The following is a 25,363-nucleotide window of genomic DNA, read 5'->3' as shown; positions in this document are numbered from 1 at the left end:
GTCATCGACGGGAGGCGGTGGCCGCGACCGCTTCGGGTAGGACGGAGTCGAGCGCGTTGAGCAGGCGCCAGGCGAAGTCGCCGGGGCCGGACGCCTCGGCGGCGGCGAGTTCGGCGGCCGACCCGAGCCACGCGTGTGCGGTGACTGTCGCGAGGAACGGGTCGGCGACGGCGCAGCAGGCGGCGACGAGCGCCCCGAGGGCGCAGCCGGTGCCCGTGACCCGCTGCAGCAGGGCATGTCCTGAGGAGATCTGCTGACTACGGCACCCGTCCGTGACCAGGTCGCCGGGCCCCGAGATCGCGAGCACAGCACCCAGGCGACTCGCCAGTGGCCGAGCCGCCCGCACTGCGTCCTCGAAGGGAGCAGTGTTGTCGGGGCCGGAACCACCCTGCCCGTCTCCGGCGAGGACCAGGGCCTCCGACGGATTGCAGCGGATGGCCGTGGGGCGCAGTGACGCCAGCTGCCGGGCGAGGGCCGTGCGCGTCGGGAGACTCCCGATGCCCACCGGGTCGAGCACCCACGGCAGGGCCAGGGCGTGCGCGGCCTCGAGGGTCGGCAGAATCGCCGTTGCGGCGTCCGAGGAAAGGGTGCCCAGGTTCACGAGCAGTGCCGCCGCCGACCTGACCGCGTGGGGCGCATCGTCACCGGTATCGGTCATCATTGGGCGCGCTCCCGCCGCCAGGAGTGCATTGGCGACGTAGTTGATCGACGCGCTCCCGGTGATGCAGTGCACCAGTGGAGACTGGTCACGGACCCGGTCGACGACGTCCGCGAACTCGGTCATCTCGCGACCCCTGCGGCCACCGAATCGACATCGCCGTCCAGGTCGGAGGGTGAGAGTCGGGGGCCGAGTGCGCTGGCCACGAGCACCAGCGCAGCTCCGAGGACGAGCAAGCCGATCGGGGCGCCCTGATGCCCGGCGATCCGCGCCAGCCCCGGCAGGTAGTACGGGTAGAGGGCCGGGACGACGATCGACAGGGAGTAGGCCGTCCCGTAGGCCGTCGCTCGCACGGGCGTCGGGAAGCGCTCGGTGAGGTAGGCGCCCATCGGCCCGTAGGCGCAGACGGTCACGGCCTGCAGTGCCGCCACCCCCAGCCCCACGTCCAGCAGCCCGGACGAGGCGCTGGTCACCCACAGCCACAGCGGCGGCGAGGCCACCAGGGCGACGGCGGCCCAGAGGACGAGCAGTCTGCGGCGTCCAAGGACGGTGGAGAGGTGTCCCGAGGCGACCATCACCAGGGCCTGGACGACCGCGGCGGCACCCATGATCAGGGCCACACCGGTCGAGTCGAGATGGCCGTCCGTGGAGAGTCGTTGGGCCATCAGGATGACGGCCATGTTCGTCATCAGCCACAGCCCTGTCATGAGGGAGAACACCTGCCAGAACGAGCGAGCCCAGCGGCCGGAGAGTACATCGCGCAGTCCCGGACGGTCGGCGCGGAATCTGGCGGGTGTGAAGTTGTTGGCGTCCACCACGCGGCGCGTGTAGTAGACGAGCATCAGCACCGACGCCAGCGCGCCCACTGCGAAGGGGATGCGCCAGCCCCATGCGGCGTACTCCCCGCGACCCAGGCCGAGGAGCAGTCCGACGGTGACGAAGGCGACGCTCGCCTGCGCCCAGGGGGACATCGACATGACGAGACCGGACACGAGGCCGCGCTGGCGAGGCCGGGACCACTCCATCGCGAGCGGGATGGCCGAGGTGTATTCCCCGGCGAGGAAGACCCCGCCCAGGAACCGCAGCGCGATGACAAGCACCATCGTCCACACGCCAAGCACCTGGTGAGTGGGCAGGAGGGCGATGACGCCGGTCGAGATAGCGGTTCCCGCGATCGCGATGCGGGTGGTCCTCACCCGGCCGAGGGTGTCAGCGATGGGGCCGAAGATCATCGCCCCGACCGGTCGCCCGATCAGCGTGGCCATGACCACGTAAGCGACACTCGACACCACCGCCGAGTCACCCGCGAGCACCGGGAGGGCCGGACCCAAGGTGGTCACCGGCAGGAAGATGTGCATTTGGTCGACGAAGTTGCCCGCGATCCCACCCCGGAGCGCCGCCCTCCGTGCCCGCTGCGGACGAACGCCGGTATCCGCAGCGGCGACCGTCCCCTGTGCAACCGTGCTCATCCCTGGCCCTCGGCCAGGCCAGCGCCCTGCACGTCGGCGTCCACGTACAGCTCCGACCCGAGGGCCACGAACTGGGCCGACTTCTGCCGCATCCCGTCCAAGGCGTAGGTGTCGCGGATGTCCTGGCTGATCCGCATGGAACAGAACTTCGGCCCGCACATGGAGCAGAAGTGCGCGGTCTTGGCAGGCTCCGCCGGAAGGGTTTCGTCGTGAAAGGCCTCGGCGGTCTCCGGGTCGAGAGCCAGCGCGAACTGGTCACGCCACCGGAACTCGAACCGGGCCTTGCTCATCGCGTCGTCGCGGTCCCGCGCCCCCGGGTGGCCCTTGCCCACATCGGCGGAGTGAGCGGCGATCTTGTAGGTGATGACGCCGGTCTTGACGTCGTCACGGTTGGGCAGGCCAAGGTGTTCCTTGGGGGTCACGTAGCAGAGCATCGCCGTCCCGTGCATCGCGATGACGGCCGCGCCGATCGCCGAGGTGATGTGGTCGTAGCCAGGCGCGATGTCGGTGACCAGCGGACCGAGTGTGTAGAACGGGGCGCCATGGCACCAGTCCTGCTCCAACTCGACGTTCTCGGCCACCAGGTTGAGCGGCACGTGACCCGGGCCCTCGACCATCACCTGCACGTCGTGGGCCCAGGCCCGCTCGGTGAGCTCCGCCAGCGTCCGCAGTTCCGACAACTGCGCCTCGTCGTTCGCGTCGGCGATGGACCCCGGACGCAACCCGTCGCCCAACGAGAACGAGATGTCGTAGCGGGCGAAGATCTCGCAGAGTTCGTCGAAGTGCTCGTAGAGGAACGACTCCTGATGATGGGCCAGCATCCAGGCGGCCATGATTGAGCCGCCGCGGCTGACGATGCCGGTGACCCGGTGCGCGGTGAGCGGCACGTAGCGCAACAGGACGCCCGCGTGGATGGTCATGTAGTCGACGCCCTGCTCGGCCTGTTCGATGACGGTGTCGCGGAAGACCTCCCAGGTGAGCAGCTCGGCCCGGCCGTTGACCTTCTCCAGAGCCTGGTAGATCGGCACCGTGCCGATGGGCACCGGGCTGTTGCGCAGGATCCACTCCCTCGTGGTGTGGATGTCGTCTCCGGTCGACAGGTCCATCACGGTGTCGGCGCCCCACCGGGTGGCCCACGAGAGTTTCTCGACCTCCTCGGCGATGCTGCTCGTCACCGCCGAGTTCCCGATGTTCGCGTTGACCTTGGTGAGGAACGCACGTCCGATGATCATCGGCTCGCATTCGGGGTGGTTGATGTTCGCCGGGATGATCGCCCGACCCGACGCCACCTCGCTCACCACCCGCTCGACCGCCATGTTCTCCCGCAGGGCCACGTAGCGCATCTCGGTGGTGACGATCCCCTGGCGTGCGTAGTGCATCTGCGTCACGGTCGAGCCGGGACGTGCCCGCCGGGTTGCGTGCTGCTCCCCGCACCACGCCGCGGACGCCTCACCCCGGCGCACCGCGGACGTGCCGTCGTCGGTGAGGTGGCGCCCGCGCCCGGAGTAGGACTCCGTGTCGCCGCGCTCGGCGATCCAGCCCTCGCGCAGAGGTTGGAGACCCACCTCTGGGACCGAGCCCGGCCCGGAGGTGCGGTACACGAGGATGTCGTCATTGGTGGTGCCGTCGGGGGAATCCGCAAGGCTGATCGCGGTGACGGGGACCTCGATCTGACCGTCGGTCAGAAGTTGGGCACGGTGTTGAGGATGGACTTCTGCCATGGACGTCTCTCTTCCTTCGCCGGCATGACCCGGACAGGTTCAAACGGTCCAGGCAGCTTCAGCCTGATCTCAGCCCCTGCTGGGGCTCCCGTGGGATCGACTTCAGCCTAAGCCCTCGCCTGGGCGCCGGCCAAGTCCCGAGCTCGACTGTGGAAGGGGGCGGACCGGGCGCGACAATCGGTGGATGAGCATCCCCCGCCTGCTGACCATCGCCGGTTCCGACCCCTCCGGGGGAGCCGGGATCCAGGCCGATCTGAAGACGTTCCTCGCGCTCGACACCTACGGCATGGCGGTCATCACCGCCATCACCGCCCAGTCGACCCGGGGGGTCGCCGCCTCCCACCCGCTGGACACCGGGCTCGTGGCCGAGCAACTCGACACGCTGCTCGTCGACATCTGCCCGGACGCCGTGAAGGTGGGCATGCTGGGATCGGAAGAGACGGCGTCCATGGTTGCCGAGCGCCTCGCCGGACCTCTGGCCGGGACGCCGAGCGTCTTCGACCCGGTGATGGTCTCGAGCTCGGGAGCGCGGCTGCTGACCGACCCGGTCAGCGCCATGCGCGAGTTGCTCCCACTCGTCGATGTCGTAACACCGAACCTGGACGAGGCCGCCGCCCTCACCGGGACACCAGTGGCGCGCACCGTGTCCGAGATGATCAACCAGGCCGAGCAGGTGGCCGCCCTGGGAGCCCGTCGGGTGCTGGTCAAAGGCGGCCACCTGTCCCAGGAGTCGGCCGCCGTCGACGTGTGGTGGGACGAGTCCGCACCCCGACTGCTCGAGTCGCCGCGGATCCCCACCCGACACACCCACGGGACGGGCTGCACGCTCAGTTCCGCCATCGCGGCCCTTCGGCCACAGCGTCCCAGCTGGAAAGAGGCGGTGAGGGACGCCAAGACGTGGCTGACGGACACCATCCGTGGCGCCGACGATCTGAACGTGGGGAACGGTAACGGGCCTCTCGATCACGGCGTCCGCCTCAGGGCTCGGCGCTGAGTGGTGATGGGGCCCCCACTCTCCCACCTCTGGCCTTGGCGAACCCCGTGAGGATGGCGCGGGGCTGGTGGCTGGATGCGGTGAGGACGGGACGACCCGTAGTGTGAAGCGTCAATCGATGGGGGAGGTCCCGCCATGGTGGGTATGTGGTCGACTCGGGCAACGATTCGGTGCGGGCATCGTGAGCCGTGAACTTGCTCTGATCGGTATCGGAGCCGGAGACCCAGACTGGGTCACGGTGGAAGCGGCTCGGCTGATCACGTCTCTGGACGTGCTGTTCGTGGTCCGTAAGGAGGAGTCGCTCGACGATCTGGTGGAGGCGCGACGTGCCGTGATCGCTCGGCATCGCCAGACACCGCTTCGAACGGTCGAATTGAGGGACCCGCCCCGTCCGTGGCGCAGCGCCTCGGACTATGACGTGGCGGTGGCTGAATGGCGGGCCGAACGCCTCGTCCAGTGGGGCGCGGCGATCGATGCCCACTTGGACGATGGCCAGTGCGGGGGATTCCTGGTGTGGGGCGATCCTGGTCTGTATGACAGCACCGTGACCATCGCGCGGGAACTGGCGGACGAGGCCGCCGACAGCGAGTCGCCGATCAGGCTTCGAGTGATCCCGGGAATCAGCAGCGTGTCCGCGCTCACGGCGCGCCATGGCATTCCTCTGAACAGGCAGGGCCGTTCCGTCGAGATCACTCCGGCGCGCCTGGTCCGTGACGGGTTGCCGGATGGGGTCGATGACGTTGTTGTGATGCTCGACGCGCACCAGACGTTCACCGAGATCGACCCCGCCGGCGTCGACATTTATTGGGGGGCCTACCTCGGTACTGACGACGAGATCCTCATCCGTGGGCCTCTGGCGCAGGTGAGGGACGACATCGTGCGGGCGAGGGCCGAGGCTGTCGCCCGCAAGGGCTGGGTGTTCGACACGTATCTGCTCAGGCGGCGCTGATCTGAGCCACTTCCGGGCCGGGGTCGCGTCCGGGTCAGCGTCGGGCGTTGCCACGAATGCGGGCCGCCCACGAGAACGCCTCTCGTGGCGAGGACACGGTCGCGAGACCCGCCGGAAGGGCAGGTCGCCGGACGATCACGACTGGAATGTTGAGCACGGTCGCGGCATCGAGTTTGGCCGTAGTGGGTCCGCCGGAGTCCTTCGTGACGAGCACCTGGATGTTCCGGCTCCGCATCAGGTCCTGCTCGTCGTCACAACGGAAGGGCCCGCGAGCCGAGATCACTTCCCATGACTCGGGCAGGGCTGACTCGGGTGCGGTGATGACGCGGGTCAGCACGTACCGGTGTTCCCAGGACGCGAACCGGTGGAGGTCTTGTCGACCGATCGCGAGGAAGATGCGGGAGCCGAGGCCCTCGGCGACGATGCGAGCCTCGGTGAGGCCGTCGGCCCAGTGCCATGTGGCTGCTTGGGCGCGCGTTGACCAACTGGGGCGGGCCAGCCGCAGCAGGGGTGTCCCGGTGTGGTTGCAGGCGAGCGCCGCGTGCGCGGTGATGTGTTCGGCGAACGGGTGGGTGGCGTCCACGACGGCCGTGATCGCGTGGCTCCGGAGGAAGTCTATCAGGCCGGTGGTGCCACCGAACCCTCCGATTCGGACGCCGCCTGGCGGCAGGTTCGGCTGGGTCACCCGGCCGGCGAGCGATGAGGTGACGGGGATACCGGCAGCCACCAGCAGTGTGGCGAGTTCCCGGCCGTCGGTGGTGCCCCCGAGAACGAGAACAGGCCCGTGGTCGGCGGGGCCCGTCGTCGTGCGATCCACGTTTGTCCCTCCCGGGGTCAGGGCCTGGAACCGAGTGTGCCAGACTGGCGGGGCAGCGAGAGGTCGAGGAACTCCGGTGAGCCGAGAGGTGAATCCGGGGCGGTCCCGCCACTGTGACCGGTTTTCCGGGAGCCAGGAACTCGCCTCGCTGCAGAGCGTTGTGCGTCAGGCGTGGACACCTGAGGAGGCTCCGTGATTTGCCCTGCCCGAACGATGCCGACCCTGATCGGGGTCGGCGTGGGTCCCGGTGACCCTGAACTGCTCACCCGTAAGGCGGTTCACGTCTTGGAGTGTGCAGACGTGATCCTCGTTCCCGCGACCGAGTCGAGTGGTGATGGGCCCGGGCATGCGGAGCGCATCGTCGTGGCCGGGTGTCCCGCGGTGGTCGGAAGGATCCGGCGGATCCCGTTCAGCATGGCGGAGCGGCGGGGGGTCGGCGCCGAACGCCGCAAGTCCTGGGCCGCGTCCGCCCAGGCGACGATCGACGCCTTCCAAGCTGGCGCCGGCCTGGTGGTCTTCGCAACAGTCGGGGACCCCAGCGTGTACTCGACGTTCTCCTACCTCGCCGATCACGTGCGAGCCGCGGTGCCGGGCATCGCCTTTGAGGTGGTGCCGGGAATTACCGCTATGCAGGCACTTGCCGCTGAAAGTCTGATTCCTCTCGTGGAGGGCCAGGAGACGTTGGCGTTGATCCCGGCCACCGCCGGCGACGAGGTGGTCGCAGCGGCGCTGGATGCGTCCGATGCGGTCGTGTATTACAAGGGTGGACGCCGACTCGCTGACTTGGTCGCCCTGATCAAGCGCCATGGGCGCGACGGGGTGCTCGGGGTGAACATCGGCCTGGAGGGGCAGATGATCACCCCCGTGTCCCAGGTGGACGCCGACCAAGCGCCCTACTTCTCAACGTTGCTGGTCACACCGCGGCGGACGGCGACCGGAGGTCGACTGTGAGCTCGACGGCCGCGCTGGGTGAGGTGGTTTTCGTCGGCGCCGGCCCGGGCGCCCCCGATCTGATCACGCTCCGCGGTGCTCGGGTGATCGCGGAGGCTGACATCGTGATCTGGGCGTCCAGCCTCGTCGACCCCGCCGTCATCGCCGGGGTGCGTCCCGACGCGCTGGTGATCGACTCGGCCTCAGCGTCCTTGGAGGACCTGGCACCGCTTTACGAGCGGGCGAGGGATGAGGGCCTGCTCGTCGCGCGCATTCACACCGGTGACCCCTCGATCTACGGCGCCATCGCGGAACAGCGGAGGCTGTGCGACCGCCTCGGCATCGGCCACCGGACCATTCCCGGGGTGTCGGCCTTCTCCGCGGCCACTGCCCGGATGGATGCGGAGGTCACCGTTCCCGAGGTGAGTCAGACAATGATCCTCACCCGTCTCGAGGGCGGCCGCACGCCGATGCCCTCCCGGGAGACTGTCCGGGGATTCGCGGCACACGGGGTGACGATGGCCCTCTACCTGTCCGCGGCCCGCAACAGGATGCTGCAGGAGGAGTTGTTGGCCGGGGGGTATCCGCCGGAGACTCCCTGCATCGTGGGTTTTCGGGTCAGCTGGCCCGACGAGGTGATGCTGCGGTGTCGGCTCGACGAGTTGTCCGCGAGCATGAAGGCCCGCAAGCTCTGGAAGCACACCGTCGTCCTTGTCGGCCCCGCATTGGCCGAGCAGGGCACGACGCGCAGTCACCTTTACCATCCCGGCTTCCGGCACGCGTTCCGCGGGTCCGACGGAACGCCCCTCAGTACCCGAGGTGAGCCATGATCGCAGCCCCCGTGTTGGTGGCCCTCGCCGGCCGCGTCTGCACGGTGGCCGGGCACCCGAGCCCCGACGAATGGCTGGGGGAGGGGCGGCTGAGAGCAGAGGCCGCGTCCCTCGACCTGATGACGGGAGTCTCCGCATGATCGGTCAAGTGACCAACGGCTCGGCCAGCAGGGCCCGTGCCGATGACATCGATCGGATCCTCGGCGAACCCAGCCGCCGCTATGGTGACGGCGCCGTCGCCGGCCTCCCGCGCGCCTGGACTGAGTGCGATGTCATCATCAGCCACCTCGCTGTGGGTGCTACGACCCGGATCATCGCCCCTCTGCTTCAGTCGAAGCGAACCGACCCGGGCGTGGTGGTCGTCGACGATGCCGGCAGGTTCGTCGTTCCCCTCGTCGGTGGGCACGGGCGGGGGGCAAACGAGCTGGCTCGACGGGTGGCGGAGGGTCTCGGGGCGGTCGCGGTGGTGACCACTGCCACGGACTCCCTGGGCGTCCCCGCGCTCGACACACTCGGCTGGCGTTGGACCGGCGACGTGGCCGCGGTGTCGCGCTGCATCCTCGACGGGGAACCCGTCGACCTCGTTCGGACGAGCCGCTGGCCGTTGCCGCCCCTCCCGCACAATGTCGCCGTGCTCGAGCCTGGGGACGCCCTCCACCCGGGCGCCCTGGCCCGCGTCCTGGTGTCCGATCGGATCGTCGCCGACCCGGGGGATGTCCCGATGGTTGTTCTCAACCCGCAGAGCCTGGTTGTCGGGATGGGCTGCAACAGGGGGACGTCGGGGTCGAGCCTGCGGGCCCTGCTCGACCAGTCACTGGGCGGGGCCGGTCTCGCCTCAGCGTCCGTCGCCGCGATCACGTCAGTGGACGCCAAGGCCGACGAACCAGGGCTGCTGGATCTGGCCGCGGAGTTGGGCGTGCCCTTGATCACCTACCCGGCCGAAGTCCTCGGTGTCCAGAAGGTCCCCAATCCCAGCGACGCGCCGCTAGCGGTCGTCGGCACGTCCAGCGTCGCCGAAGCGTCGGTGCTCGCGCACGGCGCCCACCTCGTGGTGGACAAACAGCGGACGCGGGAGGCCACCTGCGCGATCGGACGCATCCCCCCGCGAGGACGTCTGGTCATCGTCGGCCTAGGGCCCGGGGCGCGTGATCTCACCACCCCCCGGGCGCAGCGGGCGATCAGCGCGTCGTCGATCGTGGTGGGCTATCGCCCCTACATCGCTCAGGTGAGCGACCTCATCCGCCCGGGAGCCCGGATCGTCAGCACGCCCATGGGGAAGGAAGAGGAACGCACTGCGAGCGCAATCGCCCTCGCGCGCCAAGGCCACAACGTGGCACTGGTCTGCTCGGGTGACCCGGCCATCTACGCGATGGCCTCGCCCACGTTGGAACAGGGGACCGACGGGATCGAGGTCGAGGTCATCCCCGGTGTCACCGCCAGCCTCGCGGCGTCCGCGATCCTGGGCGCGCCCCTGGGTCACGACCACGCCACCATCTCGCTATCCGACTTGCACACTGACTGGGACACGATCCTCACCCGCATCCGCGCGGCTGCTGAGGCGGACCTTGTGACCGTGCTGTACAACCCGCGTAGCCGCACCCGCCTGCATCATCTCCCGGACGCGTTGGCCATCTTCGCCCAGCATCGCCCGCTCTCGACACCGGTCGCGGTCGTCGAGGAGGCCGATCGTCCCGATCAGGCAGTGACCTTGGCCACGCTGCGCGATTTCAATCCGGAGGTCGTGAACATGAACTCGTTGGTGATCGTCGGCTCGTCGACCACTCGCTATCTTCCCGCGGGTGACGGGCGAACCGTGATGGTGACCCCCCGCGACTACCACTGGATGCCGAAGTGACCCTCGACCCCACGGACCCGGCCACCCCTCCCGAGTCGCCATCGATCCCGCTGGTCCTCGCCGGGCATGGGACCCGTGACCGGGCAGGCGTCGTCGAGTGCCTGGCCTTGGCCGACAGAGTTCGATCGCTGTTGCCCGGGGTGCGGGTCGAGGCGGCCTTCGTCGAACTCACCCCACCCACCATCGAAAGCGCCCTCGCCTCCGTGCTCGACGACGGCGCCGACGGAGTCGTCGTCGTGCCGTTGATGATCGGCGCGGGGGGCCACGTCCGTGCCGACATTCCCGAGGCGATCGAGGCCGGTCGTCGCGGCCACGGGCAGGCCCGGGTGGTGTGTTCCCGGCACCTGGGAGCACCGGCGCCCCTGGTCTCCGCGGCACTCCAGCGGATCGAGCGTGCGCGGGGCGACTGGGACGTGAGCGAAGTCGGTCTTGTCGTCGTGGGCCGTGGCTGCAGCGTCACCGACGCCAACGCCGACCACGTGCGGCTGACCCGGCTGCTGCAGGAGTCCGGCGGATACGCCCACGCCACGCCGGCATTCATTCAGGTCACCCTGCCCAGCGTGGCCGAGGCCCTGGACATGGCGCACGCCGTCGGCCACCGCAAACTCGTCGTCATGCCGCACTACCTCTTCCCGGGCCGCCTCACCACCTGGGTGCGGGACGCCGCCTCCGAATGGGCCCTCGATCACCCCCACGCTCACGTGCGCGTGGCGGACCCGATCGGTGACAGTCCCGAACTGGCCGACCTGGTCGTCACCCGCTACCGGGAGAGTGCTCGAACGCTCGAGCCACTACCACCGGCGCCCGCCTATCTCGCTGGCCTGTTGCTGCGAGGACGGCCGGTGGTCGTCGTCGGTGGCGGGACGGTCGCCCACCGCCGAATCCCCGCCCTGCTGGCAGCCGGCGCCGACGTGACACTCGTGGCACCCGACCTGCACCCGGCCCTGCAGCCGCTGGTCACGGACCGGCGGATCAGGTGGCATCCCCGGGGGTTCCGGGCCTCGGACGTGGAGGACGCGTGGTACGTCCTGGCAGCTACCGACGACCACGAACTCAACGCTGCCGTGGCCGCGTCCGCGGACAAGCTGCACACGTTCTGCGTCCGCGCCGACCGCGCGACCCTCGGATCGGCGTGGACGCCCGCGACCGGAGCGATCGGCGGAGCGACCATCGCCGTCCTGTCCGACCGGGATCCGAAACGGTCGGCAAGCCTTCGCGATCAGATCATCAAGTGCCTGGGGGTGGCCGATGAGTCGATTTGACTACGAGAAGAACGCCGCGGAGATCTATCGGCAATCCTTCGCCACCATCGAGGCCGAGGCCGACCTCACCCGTTGCCCGGAAGCGCTCCGGCCTGTCGTGACCCGGATGATCCATGCCAGCGGCCAGGTCGACCTGGCCGACGACATGGCCTGGTCCACCGGATTCGTCGAGGCGGCCTCGAACGCGCTGCGCCGGGGCGCTCCGATCCTGTGTGATTCGCGAATGGTCGCCAGCGGCATCATCCGGTCCCGGCTTCCCCGTGACAACCGGATCATCTGCAGCCTCGACGATCCGCGCCTACCCGGATTGGCGGCCAGCCTGGGAACCACCAAGACCGCCGCCGCAGTCGACTTGTGGGCACCCGACCTGAAGGGTGCGGTGATCGCGATCGGCAACTCTCCCACCGCCGTGTTCCACCTGCTCGAGGTCCTGGCCGGTGACCCATCGCTGCTGCCGGCCGCCGTCGTAGGCATCCCCGTGGGATTCGTCGGCGCCGCGGAGTCCAAGCGGGCGCTGGCCGGCAACGATCTCGGCCTGGACTATCTGGTGGTCCACGGCCGTCGCGGGGGGAGCGCCGTCACAGCAGCGGCGGTCAACGCACTGTGCGGAAGGGATGGAGCGACAGGTGGCTGAGGACGAGAAGTCCGACAGGACAGCGGGCGAGGTGGTTCTGGTCGGAGCTGGTCCAGGGGACCCCGACCTGCTCACCGTGGGAGGTCTCCGCGCGCTACGGCAGGCCGACGTGGTGCTGTACGACCACCTCGCACCACTGGCCTGCCTCGTGGAGGTCCGTCCCGACGCGGTCCTCGTCGACGTGGGCAAGATTCCTCACGGGCCTCAGACCGGGCAGGAGACGATCAACGAGTTGTTGATCGACTACGCCCGTTCCGGCGCCCGGGTGGTGCGATTCAAGGGAGGCGACCCGTTCGTGTTCGGGCGAGGCGGCGAGGAGTGGCTAGCTTGCGCCGAGGCCGGCATACCCGTGCGGATCATCCCCGGTGTGTCCTCGGCCATCGCGGGGCCGGAACTCGCCGGGATCCCGGTGACGCACCGCGGCGTCAGCCAGGGGTTCACGGTGGTGTCGGGACACGTCGGACCCAACCATCCAGCATCCAGCGTGAACTGGGACGCCCTTGCTCAGCAGTCAGGCACGATCGTGATCATGATGGGCCTGACCCACCTCGCCGAGATCTGCGACGGCCTCATCGTTCGAGGGCTCGACCCCGACGTCCCCGCTGCGGTCGTCAGTAAGGCGACCACCAGTGAGCAACGCATGGTGCGGGGAACCGCGGCCACCATCGCCGCCATGTCCCTGGAACATCAACTCCGACAGCCCGCGCTCACCGTGATCGGGCACGTCGCCGGGATGGACCTCGGATCACTGACCCCGGGTACGTCGGGAACCACTCCGACTAGCCCGAGTTCGCCCGTCGACGAGCTATGACGCCGTCAGCCGTGGACCTCATGACCACCAGCGCGTCCGCCGTGGCCGAGGGGATAGTGTTGCACCCGCCCCTCCCGGGCGGACAGGAAGCCGGTGAGAACCCGGCGCGGTCGCGCCACTGTGACCAGTCCTCGGACTGGAAGCCAGACCCTGACGCCCCGGGAACCCCCACTGATCGGGACGCGAGATCCCACAGGAGGTGTCCATGCGACCCGCCCCTGTCAGCAGAGCGCCAGGGTCCCGGAATGGCCGGTTCCGCGTGCGCTTGGCAGCGTGGCACCGCGCGGACTGGCTCGACGCGTCGGGCGTGCTGACGATCGTGCTCCTCCTGCACGTGGCCGCCTTCGGTCTCCTGATCGGGGTCGATGTGCCCCTCCACCACCGGGTCGGAGACGGGGTGTTCGGAGTCGGGCTGGGCCTGACGGCCTACACCTACGGATTGCGTCACGCCTTCGACGCGGATCACATCGCCGCGATCGACAACACCACGCGGAGGTTGCGGGGCGACGGTGGCCGGGCCACCTCGGTAGGTTTCTGGTTCGCCATGGGGCACTCGACGATCGTGGGGGTCCTGGCCGCGCTGGTCGCGAGTGGAGCCGGGCTGGCGGCGACGCTCACCGGGGGCAGAAGTTCGGTCGACCATGTGCTCGGACTGGTCAGCAGAAGCCTGTCAGGCGGCTTCCTCTATCTCATCGGCGTGCTCAACCTGGTGGCATTGGCGCGAGTCGCCCGAATGCTTCGGAGGGTTGGCACCGGCGCCCTGTCCGAACAGGAGCTCGAGGCCGGACTGACAGCGGCCGGCCTGGTCACACGCCTGCTGGCACGTCTGAACCGCACAGTGACCAGACCCTGGCAGATGTACCTTGTCGGGCTGCTGTTCGGGCTGGGCTTCGACACTGCCACCGAAGTCAGCCTGCTGGTTCTCGCGGGAAGCGGGGCGGCGCAGCGGCTTCCGTGGATCGCAGTCATGACTCTTCCCCTGCTGTTCGCGGCGGGGATGAGCCTGCTCGACAGCCTCGACGGCATGTTCATGAGCGTCGCCTACGACTGGGCATTCCTCAACCCGGTGCGCAAGATCTACTACAACCTGTCTATCACCGGCCTCTCGGTCGCCGTCGCCTTGGTGATCGGGTCCATCGAGTTCGTCGCCGTGCTGCACGATCAAGGCGGCTGGCGCAACCCGGTGAGCGACTGGATCAGCGGCATCCGGATGAACGAGGTGGGCTTCATCATCGCCGGTCTCTTCGCGGTCACGTGGGCGCTCGCCGTGGTCTCGTGGCGACTGCTGCGGGTCGAAGAACGCTGGACTGCAAACCAGCTTTCCGACGTGGACGGATCAGGATGATGGCGCGCTGCCTGATGCCCCCCGGCGGTGGCCCGGGCAGGATCTCGTTCCGATCAGGGCCGAGGAACCGGGAACGCGGGAAGAGCTCGGATGATCACCTGCCCATTCCGGGGCAGGACGTCCCAGTCGACGTCGCGGTGGCTGCGTCCCTCGAGGTACGACAGGAACACCTGGAGCAGCGTGCCATGCGTGACGAGGATGACATCGTCGTCCGGGCAGGGCAGGAGGTGGGTTTGCGTGAAGCTCGCAATCCGCACCCACACCTGTTCGATCGTCTCACCACCTCCCCAGGCGATCTCCGACACGTGGGCGCCCTCTGGGATCGGTTGCGCGCTGAGGCCCCGGGCCAGCCGGCCCTCCAGGCTCCCCAGGGACTGCTCGCGCAGTTCCGGTGTGAAGGCGACGGGGACTGCGACCCGGGCGGCGATGATGGCGGCCGTCTCGGCTGCCCGTGCCTGGTCACTGGAGAACAACCGGACGGGGCGACGCATCCCCGCCCGAACCAGCAGGTCGGCGGCTTCGCGCGCCTGCCGGCGCCCCCGAACAGTCAGGGGCACGCCCATGGTCTGTCCCTGCAGACGACCCTCAACATTCCAGGTGGATTCACCATGACGGACCAAGAACAGCACGGGCCCAACCTAATCGCGCGCGCCGTGGGACTGAGCGTCGGGATCATGCTCGACCGGACACTGAGCGATCCGCAGCGCTGGCATCCAGTCGCCGGCTTCGGTCATTGGGCCGCATGGCTGGAGGGCAGGGCGTGGCGTGACTCGCGCCTGGCCGGCACAGTGTTCGCCGTGGCCGCCCTCGCCCCGGTCGTGGGTGTCGCTGCTGGCGCGGAACGGGCGTCGAGCCGGATGACGCGCGGGGGCCTTTCCCGTGGGCTGATTGCCGCGGTACCAGTCGCTCTGGTGGCGTGGACCGTGGTGGGAGGCCGTCAACTCGCTGAGACCGGCCGGCAGATGGCCGATCTGCTCGAGGTGGGGGATCTGGACGGGGCCCGCGCCCTGCTCCCGCACCTGTGCGGTCGGCTTCCTCAAGGGCTGGACGCATCTGAGCTGGCGCGCGCGACGGTCGAGTCCCTGGCCGAGAACACCAGTGACGCCGTCACCGGATCCCTGGTCTGGGGTGGCGTCCTCGGCATCCCCGGGTTGGTGCTGCACCGTGGCGCGAACACCTTGGACGCGATGGTCGGGCACCGTAGCGCCCGCTACGCCAGGTTCGGGACCTCCTCGGCGCGGCTCGACGACCTCCTGAACCTGCTGCCGGCGCGGGCCACCGGCGTCCTGTTCGCGGGTCTGGCACCCCTTGTGGGTGGGAACGCTTGCGTCGCCTGGCGGGTTCTTGTTCGAGACCATTCACGCCACCCGAGTCCCAATGGGGGATGGTGTGAGGCGGCGATGGCGGGTGCGCTCGGCGTGCGACTGGGCGGGCGGAACGTCTACCCGGGTGGCAGGGTGGAGGATCGTCCAGTTATGGGCAGGGAGAACCGGGCGTGCACCACGACCGACGTGCGACGGGCGGCTCGACTGGTCGACGCCGCGACGCTGACGGCCACGGCCGTCGTCGCCGCCCTGTTGGTCGGGCGACGCCGGTGACCGGGCTGCTCGTCGCGGGCACGAGCTCGGACGCCGGGAAGTCGCTGGTCGTGACGGGGCTGTGTCGCGCGCTGCACCGCCGCGGCTTGGACGTCGCACCGTTCAAGGCCCAGAACATGTCGAACAATTCCTGGGTCGTACCGCCCGACGGTTCAGGGCCGGCCGGAGAGATCGGACGAGCCCAGGTCCTGCAGGCACAGGCCGCCGGGCTGACTCCGACGACCGCGATGAACCCGGTGCTGCTCAAACCGGGCGGTGATCGCACCAGTCATGTCGTGCTGCGGGGGCTCCCGTTCGGCACGCTCCGGTCGGGGGAGTACGCCACTGGGCGGGGGGAGCTCGCGGCGTCGGCCTTCGCAGCCTTCGAGGACCTCGCCGACGCCCACGATCTGGTGGTCTGTGAGGGGGCCGGCTCCCCCGCTGAGATCAATCTGCGCGCCCGCGACTACGTCAACCTCGGCCTGGCGGCCCGCTTCGACCTGCCGGTCATCGTTGTGGGTGACATCGACCGGGGCGGCGTCCTCGCCTCGCTCTACGGCACCTGGGGCATCGTTGACGCCGCCGACCGGGCGCGCCTGGCCGGTTACGTCATCAACAAGTTCCGCGGCGACCCCGATGTCCTGGAGCCGGGGCTCGTCGAGCTCACCGCCCGCACGGGCATGCCGTGTCTGGGGGTGCTGCCCTGGCTGCACGGCGTCGCTCTCGATGGTGAGGACTCGCTCGATCTCGGGAGGTGGGGCCTGGCTCCGAGCCAATCCAGGGACGTCCTCAGGGTGGCGGTGATCGCCCTGCCCAGGGTGTCCAACGCCACCGACGTCGACGCGTTGGCCCACGAGCCGGGCGTCGTCGTCTCCGTGACCCATGACGCTGCCGTGGTGCAGGACGCCGACGTCGTGGTGGTGCCGGGCACCCGCTCCACCATGGCCGACCTCGAGTGGCTCCGCCGGACCGGTCTGGCCCGTGCTCTCACCTCGCGGCACGCGGCGGGGCGCACCACGATCGGCATCTGCGGCGGATACCAGATGCTGGCGACCCGGATCGTCGACGCGACGGGAGTGGAGGGAGCGCCGGGTGAAGTCGCGGGCCTCGGGTTGCTGCCGGTGGAGGTCGTGTTCGCCGCCGAGAAGGTGCTTGCCACCCCTGGGGGCGAGTGGGAGGGCCTGCCGGTGGTCGGCTACGAGATCCACCACGGGCGCTGCGACGTGCAGTCGGCGGCCGAGGAGTTCCTGGACGGATGCCGGGTGGGAGCGACCTGGGGAACGCTGTGGCACGGGATCTTCGAGAACGACCGCTTCCGCAGGGCGTGGCTCACCCACGCCGCACGTCATACCGGACGCCGGTGGCGTCCTGACCCCGCCTCGCCCGGTTTCGCGGAACGCCGGGAGCGGATGATCGACACGCTCGCCGACGCCGTTGAGACGCACCTCGACCTGAACCGGATCATCGCGATCGCAGGCAGCGACCGGTGAGCCCTACGCCGATCCCGCGGGTGTTGATCGCGGCGCCCTCCTCGGGCCAGGGCAAGACGACCGTGACCATGGGACTCATCGGGGCCCTCCGGGGCCAGGGCCGCGAGGTCGCGCCGTTCAAGGTGGGGCCGGACTATATCGATCCCGGCTTCCACGCCGTGGCGGCCGGCCGGGTGTGCCGTAACCTCGACCCTCATTTGTGCGGCGAGCAGCGCATCGTCCCCCTGCTGCGGCACGGGTTCCATGCCCCGCGCCCCGCCGACCTGGCCCTCATCGAGGGGGTCATGGGCCTGTTCGACGGGCGAACATGCAGCAACGGCCTCGGGTCCAGCGCGCACGTCGCCCGGCTCACCGGGACCCCGGTGGTGCTTGTCGTCGACGTGTCCCGGGCGAGCACCACGGTGGCCGCGACCGTGCTGGGGCTCACCCGCTTCGACCCGGACGTGCGGGTCGCGGGGGTGATCCTCAACCGGTCGTACGGCGGTCGCACCCTCACCGAGCTGAGAGCCAGCATCGAAGGCCTCGGGGTGCCGGTCCTCGGGTCCATCCCGCGCGCCACCGGGGTGGAGGTTCCCTCACGCCACCTCGGACTGGTGCCCGCGGCCGAGTTGGACTCGGCCCAGCACATGGTCGCCGCGGCTGTCGACCTGGTCGGTGCCCACGTCGACCTCGACCTGCTGCGCGAGGTTGCGGAGTCCGCGCCACCCCTGGGCGACACGGACTGGTGCCCCGCGGCTGAGGTCCGCCCGGTGTCCGGGACCCCGGTGATCGCCGTCGCCACCGGGCGGGCCTTCACGTTCGGCTATCCGGAACATGCGGAGTTGCTCGCGGCCGCAGGCTGCCGGGTTGTGACGTTCGACCCCTTGAGCGACCCGGGGCTGCCGGCCGGTACGACAGGGATCTACATCGGGGGCGGGTTCCCCGAGGTGTTCACCGACCGGCTCAGCGCCAACGCCCGTCTCAGGGCCGATGTGGCCGCCGCGGTTGCGGCCGGCGTTCCGACCGTAGCCGAGTGCGCTGGGCTGCTTTACCTGTCCCGCAGCCTCGATGGAGCTCCGATGGCCGGCGCACTGCCGGTGGACGCCGTGATGTCCCCGCGCCTGACACTGGGCTACCACGAAGTGGTGGCCACGGCCGACTCGCTGGTCGCTCGGGCCGGGGAGCGGGTGCACGCCCACGAGTTCCACCACACCCGCCTGTTGTCGGCGCCGAATCAGCCGGCCTGGCGGGTGGGGGAGCGCGGCGACGGCTTCACCCGGTCCACCAGCGGCGTCCCGAGCCTGCTCGCCAGCTACCAGCACGTGCACTGGGCGGGCTTCCCGCTGTTCGCTCAACGGCTCGCGGACGCGGCCGCGGCGTTCGCGGCCTCCGGGCGGGGATGGGAGCGGACTGAACCTGAACCCGAACCAGTCCTCGTCGCTCCCGGCAGCGGCACCGCATTCCTGCATCACGGCGACCTCGACGCGGTGCCCGGGCTCATCGACCTCGCGGTGAACGTACGTCGGGAGGCACCTGCGTGGCTGGTCGACCGGCTCGTCGCCAACCCCGCGCGCTGGCTCCACTACCCTGACGACACCCCGGCCCGGGAGGCCATCGCCGCGGCACACGGAGTCCCGCTCGAGGCCGTCTTGCCGTCGGCCGGCGGGATGGAGGCCTTCACTCTGATCGCCAGGGCGCTCCAACCCCGTTCGATCGTCGTGCACCCACAGTTCTCCGGACCCGACGAGGCGCTGCGGGCCGTCGGGGCGCCCGTCCGACACCTCATCCTTCCCGCCCCGTTCGTCCTGGACCACCGGGCAGCCACCCGGCTGGCGAGCGCGGACACGCAGGCCGTCTTCGTTGGAAACCCGACCAATCCGAGCGGGGTGCTGCATCCCGCATCGCGCCTGCAGGTGATCCGGAATCCGGGCGCGGTTCTGGTGGTCGACGAAGCATTCATGGACGCTGTGCCGGGTGCCGGGGAGAGTCTGCTCGCCCCCGGCGTGGACCTTACCCGGACCCTTGTCCTGCGGTCGATCACCAAGACGTGGGGGCTCGCGGGGATCCGAGCCGGGTATGTCGTGGGCGACCCCGAGCTCATCGCCCGGCTCAGGGCGCAGCAGGCCCACTGGGGTGTCTCGACGCCGGCATTGGATGCGATCACCGCCTGCCTCAGTCCCGAGGCCCGGGCCGATGCGGCCGACCTCGCGCGGCGGACGGCGTCCGATCGATCCGAGCTCGTGGGACTGCTGGAGGAGGCGGGGCTGAGAGTCGTCCCGTCTCAGGCACCGTTCGTGCTGGTGAACACCGGTGTCGGCATCCGCGACCGGCTGGTCACGCGTGGATTCGCCGTCAGGCGCGGCGACACGTTCCCCGGGCTCGGCGATGGCTGGATCCGCGTCGCGGTGCGAGACCCCGACACCTCCAAGGCCTTTGTCAGTGCCATCCGGGACGTCCTCTTATCCGGCCGACCTCCGGACCCCGCCCCCACCGGATCCACGGCCTCCACCCACGGATCATCCGACCACGAGGAGACCCGATGACGACCACGGAGTTGATATCCGCTATCGAACCCGTCGACGAGACCGCCCCGGGCCCGGCCTCAGCTGGCCGCCCGGCCAGCAGATCCGCCGCCATCCGGCGCGGCATGGCGACCGTCTACGAGGCCGGGACGCGCGATCGCACCGACGGGCAGTCCGGGGAATGACCCGCGTCCTGGTCACCGGGAGCAGCCGGTCCGGCAAGTCACGCGCCGCCGAATCCCTGCTCGGCGGCCGAGACACCGACTATGTCGCGACCGGTTTTCCGCCCTCGCCGGAGGATCCCGAGTGGGCCGTCCTGGTCGACTGCCTCTCGCTGTGGCTGACCCGGGTGATGGACCGGCACGGCGCCTGGGTCGGCCCGACCCCGCGGCTGGGCGGGGACATCGACGGCCTGGTTGCAGCCGTGCGGACGACAGCGCGCGACGTCGTCCTCGTGACCAACGAGGTCGGCTGGGGAGTTGTCCCCGACCACAGATCCGGGGGGTCTTCAGGGACATGCTGGGACTGCTCAACGCGCGGGTCGCGGCCGAATGCGACGAGATGTGCTTGTGCGTGAGCGGCATCCCCGTCCTGGTCAAGGGCGGGAGCCGCGATGTCTGAGCGGGGGCTGACCGCCGCCTTGGGCCTGTTCACGATCGTCCCCGCCCCGTTCACCGCGCGGATCGACCGAGGGCTGGCCGCTAGGGCGATCCGGGTGTTCCCCCTCCTTGGACTCGGCTTGGGCGTGATCGCCGGCGCGCTCGGGTTCGGTGTCCGGTGGCGCACCGGGTCTGACGCTTTCGCGGCGGTCTGCGGGTTGCTGGTGCTGCAGAGGCTCACCGGCGCCATGCACCTGGACGGGCTGGCGGACACCGCGGACGGGCTCGGATCGCGCCGCCCGGCGTCCGAGGCACTCGCGATCATGCGCAGGTCTGACATCGGCCCGATGGGTGTCGCGAGCATCGTGGCCGCGCTGTTGCTCGACGTCGCGGCGCTGGCGTCGACGCATGGTCCCGGGGGACCTGCGGTCGCCCTGATGGTCGGACCCGCCGTCGGGCGCTGCGCCGTGGTGATCGCGACCCGTCGAGGTGTGCCCGGGGCCCGAGAGGGCGGATTCGGCGCCCTGTTCGTGGGCGTGACCGGGGCATTCGCGGCTCTGTTCTCCGCGCTGGCCGTCACCGCTGTCGCGACGGGCGGCGGATGGCTGGTGGGCGGCGTTCACGGGGCGCTGGGGTACGGGTCCGCATCAGTGATCGCGCTGGCGGTCTCGGGCGGGTGGCGATCCCATCTGACCCGGCGTCTGGGCGGTCTTACGGGAGACACCTTCGGCTCCCTGATCGAAACGACCCAAGCGGTGTTCTGGGTCATGGCCGCACTGCTGTAGGCGTGGAGTAGGACGCGGCACGCGGTCAGTGCTGAGCGCGGGGTGGCGGTCCCCAGCCGCAGGGTGTGAGGGACGGCCAACGAGTGTGACATCGACGAGGAAGCGGGCCGGAGCCCGATGGATCAAGGAGAACCGATGAGTGAATCGATGACGAACGAACTTCCCCGAGTCGGGGTGGTCGAGACGCGAGGAATCGAGCCTGTGCCCGACTGCGAACGATACGGCGGAGCGCTCGAACTCTTCTGGACCTGGTTCGGGGCCAACATGGGAGTCCTCGGCATCACCCTGGGTGCCGTGCTCGTGACCTTCACCGGGTTGAGCGTGCTCCAGTCGATCGTGGTCGCGGTGGTCGGTCGGTCGGGTCGTTTCTTCTGGTCGGGCTCCTCGGCACGGTGGGGAAGACCGGCGGTGCGCCCGCCCTCACCCTGTCCCGCGCCGTGTTCGGCGTCCGAGGTAACTGGGCGCCGACGCTGGTCTCGTGGTTGTCCTTCGTCGGCTGGGAAACGATCATGTGCACCACGGCCGCCTATGCGCTCTTGGCCACGATCCACCTCCTCGGCCTATCCACCGGCCCGATCGCGACGGTGATCTGCCTGCTCGCTGTGGTTGCGGTGTCCGCGGGTATCGGGGTGTTCGGCCATGCCACCATCATGTGGATCCAGAAATGGCTCACCTGGGTGTTCGGGGCCCTGACCTTGACCATCGGGGTCTTCCTCGCCGTCAAGGTCCACTGGTCGGCAGTTCTCGCCACTCCTGCCGCCCCATTCCCTGCGGTGATGGGCGGGCTGGGGTTCATCGCTGCTGGAACGGGCCTGGGGTGGTTGTCGGCCGGGGCCGATTACGTTCGCTACCTGCCCAGGCGTGTGCCGTCGCGCAACGTGGTCGCTGCGACTGTGGCCGGGGCCTCCCTGCCCCTCGTCGCGCTCATCAGCCTGGGCGCGCTCATGGCCCTGACTAAGAAGGATCTGGCGTCGGCGAGTGATCCCGTGGGCGCCATCGGTGCTTCGCTTCCCGGCTGGATGGTCATTCCGTATCTCATCACCGCCGTGTTCGGCCTCGTCGCGGCGGCGGACCTGTCCATGTATTCCTCCGGTCTGAATCTCATCACGGGGGGCATCAAGGTGCGTCGCGCGACGGCCCTCGCGGTCGACGCCGTCCTGATCACCGTGGGCGGGCTGTACATGACCGTCATCACCCACGACTTCTACGGGCCATTCATGACGTTCCTCACGTTGCTCGCCGTCCCGCTCACGGCGTGGGCAGGCGTCGTCCTTGTCGACATGACCCACCGCCGACACTTCGATCAGGCCGGCATCGTCGACACCCGCGCCGGTAGCACATACTGGTATCAGGGCGGCGTCCGCTGGACGGCCCTGACGGCATGGATCGTGGCGATCGTGGTCGCCCTTCAGTTCACCCGGGTGCAGGTCGGCGACGTGGTGTGGTTCTCGGGGGCACTGTCCGGCACGTGGTTCGCGTCAGAACGCCCTCGGTTGGCTGATCGCCGGAACGAGTGCCGCCGGCATGTTCTGGGCCCTGGGAATCCTGGGTCCGGGTGCGGCGCGTCAGGTCGGTGAACCTTTGGAGTCCGCAGAGCAGGGGCTCGTCGATGAGTGAGCCCACGGCCCGGGTCGGCGGCCGCCAGGTCGGTGACGTCAGCCGGGGCAGCCACCGCCCCCAGCAGGACCAGCGAATGTGGTGATCACCGGGACCCCAGGACGTGGGCCCTTGGCCCACCGGCAGGGCTCTTCCGGTAGATCTGAGTTCATAGGAACATCACTGGTGGGAGGCGTGGCGGGGCTCGCTCCAGGGTGTGATCTCGCAGGCTTTTGGCACTGGTGGGTGAGGGACCGGCTGTCCGGGGTGGTAGGGAGCTCCAGTCGCCGACGTCAGGGGTCGCGGCGCCTGGCGTCCACCCCCCCCCCCCCCCCCCGCGTTGACCGGAGTGGCTTCAACCGGCGGATCCCTCACGCAGGGCCCGCGTGGGAGCGTCGCCTTCACGACCACCCTGGTGGTCCTCGCCGGCGTGGGTGGGGACGGCGGGTCCACCTCGCCCGACTCGTTGTTGGTCTGACCGGTGACACGTTCGGCTCGGTAGTTGCAGGCAGAGGGTCTTCTGCGGGGGCAGTACCGCAGTATCCGGGGCGCTGTGATTTACTGGCTGTGCACTTCGACGGCAGTGGAGGAAGCCGGTGGGAATCCGGCACGGTCCCGCCACTGTGACCGGGGAGAGACCCTGACGGGGCCACGACCGCTGCGCGGTGGGAAGGCCGGGGCGACGTTGATCCGGGAGTCAGGACACTCACGCCGTCGTCCCTTCGACGCGGGGCGTGGACACCCCGAGGAAGGCTTGGTCCTCCATGCCGACTGACGACTCCCACTCGGGGCGGCCGCTCGCAGCGGCCCGCCCGTTCCCCCAAGATGAGCGGTCTGCAGTGCATCGGGTCATTCGCGAGCGGCGTGACCTGCGAAGCGGCTTTCTCCCCGATCAGATCCCCGAGGACGTCCTGACCCGGCTTCTCGAGGCCGCGCATGCAGGTCCTAGCGTGGGATTCTCCCAGCCGTGGGACTTCCTGTTGCTCCGTGACCCGGAGACCAGGGCCAAGGTCCGCGATCTCGCCTACCTGCAGAGGGGACGCTTCGCGAGCCAGCTTCCCGGAGCGCGGGGTAGGGCGTTCCGGGACTTGAAGATCGAGGCGATCCTCGACACCCCGATCAACATCGCTGTCACCTCCGACCGGACCCGCGGGGGACGTCACGTCATCGGCCGGCATGGTGCCCCGCAGATGTCCGCGTTCTCGACTGCGTGCGCGGTGCAGAACCTGTGGCTTGCCGCCCGGGCGGAGGGGGTGGGAGTGGGTTGGGTCAGTTTCTTCGACGAGTGCGAGATCTCCGGCCTGCTGGGTCTGCCGGCCCATCTCGATCTTGTCGCCTACCTGTGCTTGGGCTACGTGACGAGCTTCCCGGACGCTCCAGGGCTGGAGACGACCGGTTGGGCCAGGCGGAGGCCCTTGAGTTGGGCGATTCACCACGAAGTCTGGGGGCAGCGAGGCATGCCGGGTGACGAGCACAGCAGCCTTCTCGAGGAGACCCTGCGGGCGATCGGACCCCTGGACAGCCAGGCTGCGGACGCGGCACGGGAGCGTCAACGGCTGCTCACCAAGCCGCCGGGCTCGCTCGGCGTGCTCGAGGAGGTGTCCGTCAAACTGGCCGGGATGGCAGGGTCGTGCCCGCCGCCTCTGCCAGAACCGGCGGTTGTGCTGGTGTTCGCGGCCGATCACGGTGTTCATGCCCAGGGCGTGAGCCCGTGGCCGCAGGAGGTCACGGCGCAGATGGTCGGCAACTTCCTCACCGGCGGTGCCGTGGTCAACACGCTGGCCTCTCGGGCCGGGGTCGAGGTCTGTTTTGTCGACATAGGTGTCGCGGCCGACGTGCCGCCAGCCCCCGGCCTGCTGTCCCGTAAGGTGCGGCTCGGCACCGCCGACATGACGGTCGAACCCTCCATGACGAGGGGTGACGCGATCCGCGCCGTTGAAACGGGGATCGAACTGGCGCGAGACATGGTCGGCGCCGGCAACCGCTGCCTGCTCGCCGGCGACATGGGGATCGCCAACACGACCGCGTCGGCGGCCCTCATCTCGGTGTTCACCGGAGGTGAACCCGCGGCGGTGACGGGTCACGGGACGGGCATCGATGAGGAGACATGGACGCGCAAGGTGGCCGTCATCGACAGAGCCCTCGCCCTGCATCGTCCCGACTCGGCCGACCCCGTCGGAGTTCTCACCGCGGTGGGCGGCCTGGAGCACGCCGCCACTGTCGGGCTGATCCTCGGGAGCGCCGCACTGCACATTCCGGTCGTCCTCGACGGGGTGATCTCGGCAGCAGCCGCGCTTGTCGCGGCGGCTCTGGCCCCGGAGTCCGTCGACTGGCTATTCGCCGGGCACCTCTCTGAGGAGCCGGGCGCCCGGGTGGCCTTGGACCACCTCGGCCTGGTCCCCCTGCTTGACCTCGGGATGCGGCTCGGTGAGGGGTCTGGCGCCGTGCTCGCCCACCCGATTGTGGTTGCGGCCGCTCAGGTCCTCCGCGACGTGGCAACCTTCGACACGGCGGGGGTGTCAGAGAAGGAGTAAGTGGCC

The 25,363-nt window shown here is 69.6% G+C and carries 21 protein-coding genes, 2 pseudogenes and 3 riboswitches; of the genes and pseudogenes, 18 read left to right on the top strand and 5 right to left on the bottom strand.

Going from position 1 to position 25,363, the window contains the following annotated elements; all coding sequences use genetic code 11:
- Nucleotide 1: 1 nt before the first annotated feature.
- The 3 genes from thiM to thiC form a co-directional block, all read right to left on the bottom strand.
- The gene (gene thiM, locus H507_RS13905) at nucleotides 2-784 is read right to left on the bottom strand and encodes a hydroxyethylthiazole kinase (RefSeq protein ID WP_022908933.1); all 783 of its coding nucleotides are present in this window, start codon (nucleotides 782-784) and stop codon (nucleotides 2-4) included.
- The gene (locus H507_RS0101375; RefSeq protein WP_022908932.1) at nucleotides 781-2,127 is read right to left on the bottom strand and encodes an MFS transporter; all 1,347 of its coding nucleotides are present in this window, start codon (nucleotides 2,125-2,127) and stop codon (nucleotides 781-783) included. Before H507_RS0101375 ends, thiM begins: the two co-directional genes overlap by 4 nt.
- Nucleotides 2,124-3,848, bottom strand: coding sequence for a phosphomethylpyrimidine synthase ThiC (gene thiC / locus H507_RS13900; RefSeq protein ID WP_022908931.1), 1,725 nt, complete (start codon nucleotides 3,846-3,848; stop codon nucleotides 2,124-2,126). Before thiC ends, H507_RS0101375 begins: the two co-directional genes overlap by 4 nt.
- Nucleotides 3,843-3,950, bottom strand: a riboswitch (TPP riboswitch). (Overlaps the previous gene by 6 nt.)
- An 82-nt stretch (nucleotides 3,951-4,032) precedes the next feature.
- Here thiC and thiD point away from each other — a divergent pair.
- Together thiD and cobF are read left to right on the top strand one after the other, a co-directional pair.
- Nucleotides 4,033-4,842: a bifunctional hydroxymethylpyrimidine kinase/phosphomethylpyrimidine kinase gene (thiD, locus tag H507_RS0101365; protein WP_022908930.1), complete on the top strand. Its 810-nt coding sequence runs from the start codon at nucleotides 4,033-4,035 to the stop codon at nucleotides 4,840-4,842.
- Between the two features lie 181 nt (nucleotides 4,843-5,023).
- On the top strand, nucleotides 5,024-5,791 hold the full coding sequence (gene cobF, locus H507_RS0101360; protein WP_022908929.1) for a precorrin-6A synthase (deacetylating): 768 nt from the start codon (nucleotides 5,024-5,026) through the stop codon (nucleotides 5,789-5,791).
- A gap of 34 nt (nucleotides 5,792-5,825) precedes the next feature.
- Here cobF and H507_RS13895 read toward each other — a convergent pair whose 3' ends face one another.
- A complete protein-coding gene (locus tag H507_RS13895; protein ID WP_022908928.1) occupies nucleotides 5,826-6,608 on the bottom strand; it encodes a cobalt-precorrin-6A reductase in 783 nt (260 codons plus the stop codon).
- 43 nt (nucleotides 6,609-6,651) lie between these two features.
- Nucleotides 6,652-6,768: riboswitch (cobalamin riboswitch) on the top strand.
- 53 nt (nucleotides 6,769-6,821) lie between these two features.
- On the opposite strand from H507_RS13895, the gene cobI reads away from it, so the two are divergent.
- The 8 genes and pseudogenes from cobI (at nucleotide 6,822) to nicT (ending at nucleotide 14,275) form a co-directional block, all read left to right on the top strand.
- On the top strand, nucleotides 6,822-7,559 hold the full coding sequence (cobI, locus tag H507_RS0101350; RefSeq protein WP_022908927.1) for a precorrin-2 C(20)-methyltransferase: 738 nt from the start codon (nucleotides 6,822-6,824) through the stop codon (nucleotides 7,557-7,559).
- Entirely contained in the window at nucleotides 7,556-8,368 is an 813-nt protein-coding gene (gene cobM, locus H507_RS13890; protein ID WP_022908926.1) for a precorrin-4 C(11)-methyltransferase, read from the top strand. Before cobI ends, cobM begins: the two co-directional genes overlap by 4 nt.
- Nucleotides 8,365-8,508 carry a hypothetical protein gene (locus tag H507_RS17920; protein ID WP_022908925.1) on the top strand — a complete coding sequence of 48 codons (144 nt, stop codon included), beginning with the start codon at nucleotides 8,365-8,367 and terminating at the stop codon, nucleotides 8,506-8,508. The genes cobM and H507_RS17920 overlap by 4 nt, the downstream gene beginning before the upstream one ends.
- Nucleotides 8,490-10,223: pseudogene (gene cobJ / locus H507_RS13885) on the top strand (precorrin-3B C(17)-methyltransferase); the annotation flags it as partial. The gene H507_RS17920 and the pseudogene cobJ, both read left to right, overlap by 19 nt.
- Nucleotides 10,220-11,485, top strand: coding sequence for a CbiX/SirB N-terminal domain-containing protein (locus tag H507_RS0101330; protein ID WP_022908923.1), 1,266 nt, complete (start codon nucleotides 10,220-10,222; stop codon nucleotides 11,483-11,485). The pseudogene cobJ and the gene H507_RS0101330, both read left to right, overlap by 4 nt.
- Nucleotides 11,472-12,119 (top strand): precorrin-8X methylmutase, encoded by a 648-nt coding sequence (locus H507_RS0101325; protein ID WP_022908922.1) that lies wholly within the window; start codon nucleotides 11,472-11,474, stop codon nucleotides 12,117-12,119. Before H507_RS0101330 ends, H507_RS0101325 begins: the two co-directional genes overlap by 14 nt.
- On the top strand, nucleotides 12,112-12,930 hold the full coding sequence (cobA, locus tag H507_RS13880) for a uroporphyrinogen-III C-methyltransferase (RefSeq protein WP_022908921.1): 819 nt from the start codon (nucleotides 12,112-12,114) through the stop codon (nucleotides 12,928-12,930). Before H507_RS0101325 ends, cobA begins: the two co-directional genes overlap by 8 nt.
- Before the next feature lie 259 nt (nucleotides 12,931-13,189).
- Nucleotides 13,190-14,275, top strand: coding sequence for a Nickel transporter NicT (nicT, locus tag H507_RS13875; RefSeq protein WP_022908920.1), 1,086 nt, complete (start codon nucleotides 13,190-13,192; stop codon nucleotides 14,273-14,275).
- A gap of 53 nt (nucleotides 14,276-14,328) precedes the next feature.
- Here the strand turns inward: nicT and H507_RS0101310 are convergent, their stop codons facing one another.
- Nucleotides 14,329-14,904, bottom strand: a complete 576-nt coding sequence (locus tag H507_RS0101310) for a histidine phosphatase family protein (protein WP_026377608.1) — start codon at nucleotides 14,902-14,904, stop codon at nucleotides 14,329-14,331.
- 45 nt (nucleotides 14,905-14,949) lie between these two features.
- Between H507_RS0101310 and H507_RS0101305 the strand changes: the two genes are divergently transcribed.
- The 8 genes and pseudogenes from H507_RS0101305 to cobT all read left to right on the top strand — a co-directional run bounded on the left by H507_RS0101305 (nucleotide 14,950) and on the right by cobT (nucleotide 25,357).
- Nucleotides 14,950-15,873 (top strand): CobD/CbiB family cobalamin biosynthesis protein, encoded by a 924-nt coding sequence (locus H507_RS0101305; protein ID WP_245558804.1) that lies wholly within the window; start codon nucleotides 14,950-14,952, stop codon nucleotides 15,871-15,873.
- Entirely contained in the window at nucleotides 15,870-17,342 is a 1,473-nt protein-coding gene (locus H507_RS0101300) for a cobyric acid synthase (protein WP_022908917.1), read from the top strand. Before H507_RS0101305 ends, H507_RS0101300 begins: the two co-directional genes overlap by 4 nt.
- Nucleotides 17,339-19,864 carry a bifunctional hydrogenobyrinic acid a,c-diamide synthase/histidinol phosphate aminotransferase CobBC gene (cobBC, locus tag H507_RS13870; protein ID WP_022908916.1) on the top strand — a complete coding sequence of 842 codons (2,526 nt, stop codon included), beginning with the start codon at nucleotides 17,339-17,341 and terminating at the stop codon, nucleotides 19,862-19,864. The genes H507_RS0101300 and cobBC overlap by 4 nt, the downstream gene beginning before the upstream one ends.
- 160 nt (nucleotides 19,865-20,024) lie before the next feature.
- Nucleotides 20,025-20,420, top strand: a complete 396-nt coding sequence (locus tag H507_RS17555; protein ID WP_245558803.1) for a bifunctional adenosylcobinamide kinase/adenosylcobinamide-phosphate guanylyltransferase — start codon at nucleotides 20,025-20,027, stop codon at nucleotides 20,418-20,420.
- Nucleotides 20,421-20,456: 36 nt separating this feature from the next.
- Nucleotides 20,457-21,227: an adenosylcobinamide-GDP ribazoletransferase gene (locus H507_RS0101280; protein ID WP_022908913.1), complete on the top strand. Its 771-nt coding sequence runs from the start codon at nucleotides 20,457-20,459 to the stop codon at nucleotides 21,225-21,227.
- Between the two features lie 117 nt (nucleotides 21,228-21,344).
- Nucleotides 21,345-21,569, top strand: a pseudogene (locus H507_RS18435) (cytosine permease); the annotation flags it as partial.
- Entirely contained in the window at nucleotides 21,470-22,804 is a 1,335-nt protein-coding gene (locus H507_RS13865; protein WP_157438837.1) for a purine-cytosine permease family protein, read from the top strand. The pseudogene H507_RS18435 and the gene H507_RS13865, both read left to right, overlap by 100 nt.
- Before the next feature lie 573 nt (nucleotides 22,805-23,377).
- Nucleotides 23,378-23,547: riboswitch (cobalamin riboswitch) on the top strand.
- A 40-nt stretch (nucleotides 23,548-23,587) separates the two neighbouring features.
- Nucleotides 23,588-25,357, top strand: a complete 1,770-nt coding sequence (cobT, locus tag H507_RS18145; protein ID WP_084707659.1) for a nicotinate-nucleotide--dimethylbenzimidazole phosphoribosyltransferase — start codon at nucleotides 23,588-23,590, stop codon at nucleotides 25,355-25,357.
- The last annotated feature ends 6 nt before the right edge of the window (nucleotides 25,358-25,363 follow it).

The organism is Aestuariimicrobium kwangyangense DSM 21549 (genome assembly GCF_000421525.1).
In the GTDB taxonomy this organism is placed as follows: domain Bacteria; phylum Actinomycetota; class Actinomycetes; order Propionibacteriales; family Propionibacteriaceae; genus Aestuariimicrobium; species Aestuariimicrobium kwangyangense.
This window is presented reverse-complemented; position numbering and strand designations above follow the sequence as displayed.

What these genes read in the sequence shown, in the direction of transcription:
- thiM (WP_022908933.1), bottom strand. Translation starts at nt 784, where the DNA reads ATGACCGAGTTCGCGGACGTCGTCGACCGGGTCCGTGACCAGTCTCCA.
- H507_RS0101375 (WP_022908932.1), bottom strand. Translation starts at nt 2,127, where the DNA reads ATGAGCACGGTTGCACAGGGGACGGTCGCCGCTGCGGATACCGGCGTT.
- thiC (WP_022908931.1), bottom strand. Translation starts at nt 3,848, where the DNA reads ATGGCAGAAGTCCATCCTCAACACCGTGCCCAACTTCTGACCGACGGT.
- thiD (WP_022908930.1), top strand. Translation starts at nt 4,033, where the DNA reads ATGAGCATCCCCCGCCTGCTGACCATCGCCGGTTCCGACCCCTCCGGG.
- cobI (WP_022908927.1), top strand. Translation starts at nt 6,822, where the DNA reads ATGCCGACCCTGATCGGGGTCGGCGTGGGTCCCGGTGACCCTGAACTG.
- H507_RS17920 (WP_022908925.1), top strand. Translation starts at nt 8,365, where the DNA reads ATGATCGCAGCCCCCGTGTTGGTGGCCCTCGCCGGCCGCGTCTGCACG.
- H507_RS0101325 (WP_022908922.1), top strand. Translation starts at nt 11,472, where the DNA reads ATGAGTCGATTTGACTACGAGAAGAACGCCGCGGAGATCTATCGGCAA.
- H507_RS0101305 (WP_245558804.1), top strand. Translation starts at nt 14,950, where the DNA reads ATGCTCGACCGGACACTGAGCGATCCGCAGCGCTGGCATCCAGTCGCC.
- H507_RS17555 (WP_245558803.1), top strand. Translation starts at nt 20,025, where the DNA reads ATGACCCGCGTCCTGGTCACCGGGAGCAGCCGGTCCGGCAAGTCACGC.
- H507_RS0101280 (WP_022908913.1), top strand. Translation starts at nt 20,457, where the DNA reads ATGTCTGAGCGGGGGCTGACCGCCGCCTTGGGCCTGTTCACGATCGTC.
- cobT (WP_084707659.1), top strand. Translation starts at nt 23,588, where the DNA reads ATGCCGACTGACGACTCCCACTCGGGGCGGCCGCTCGCAGCGGCCCGC.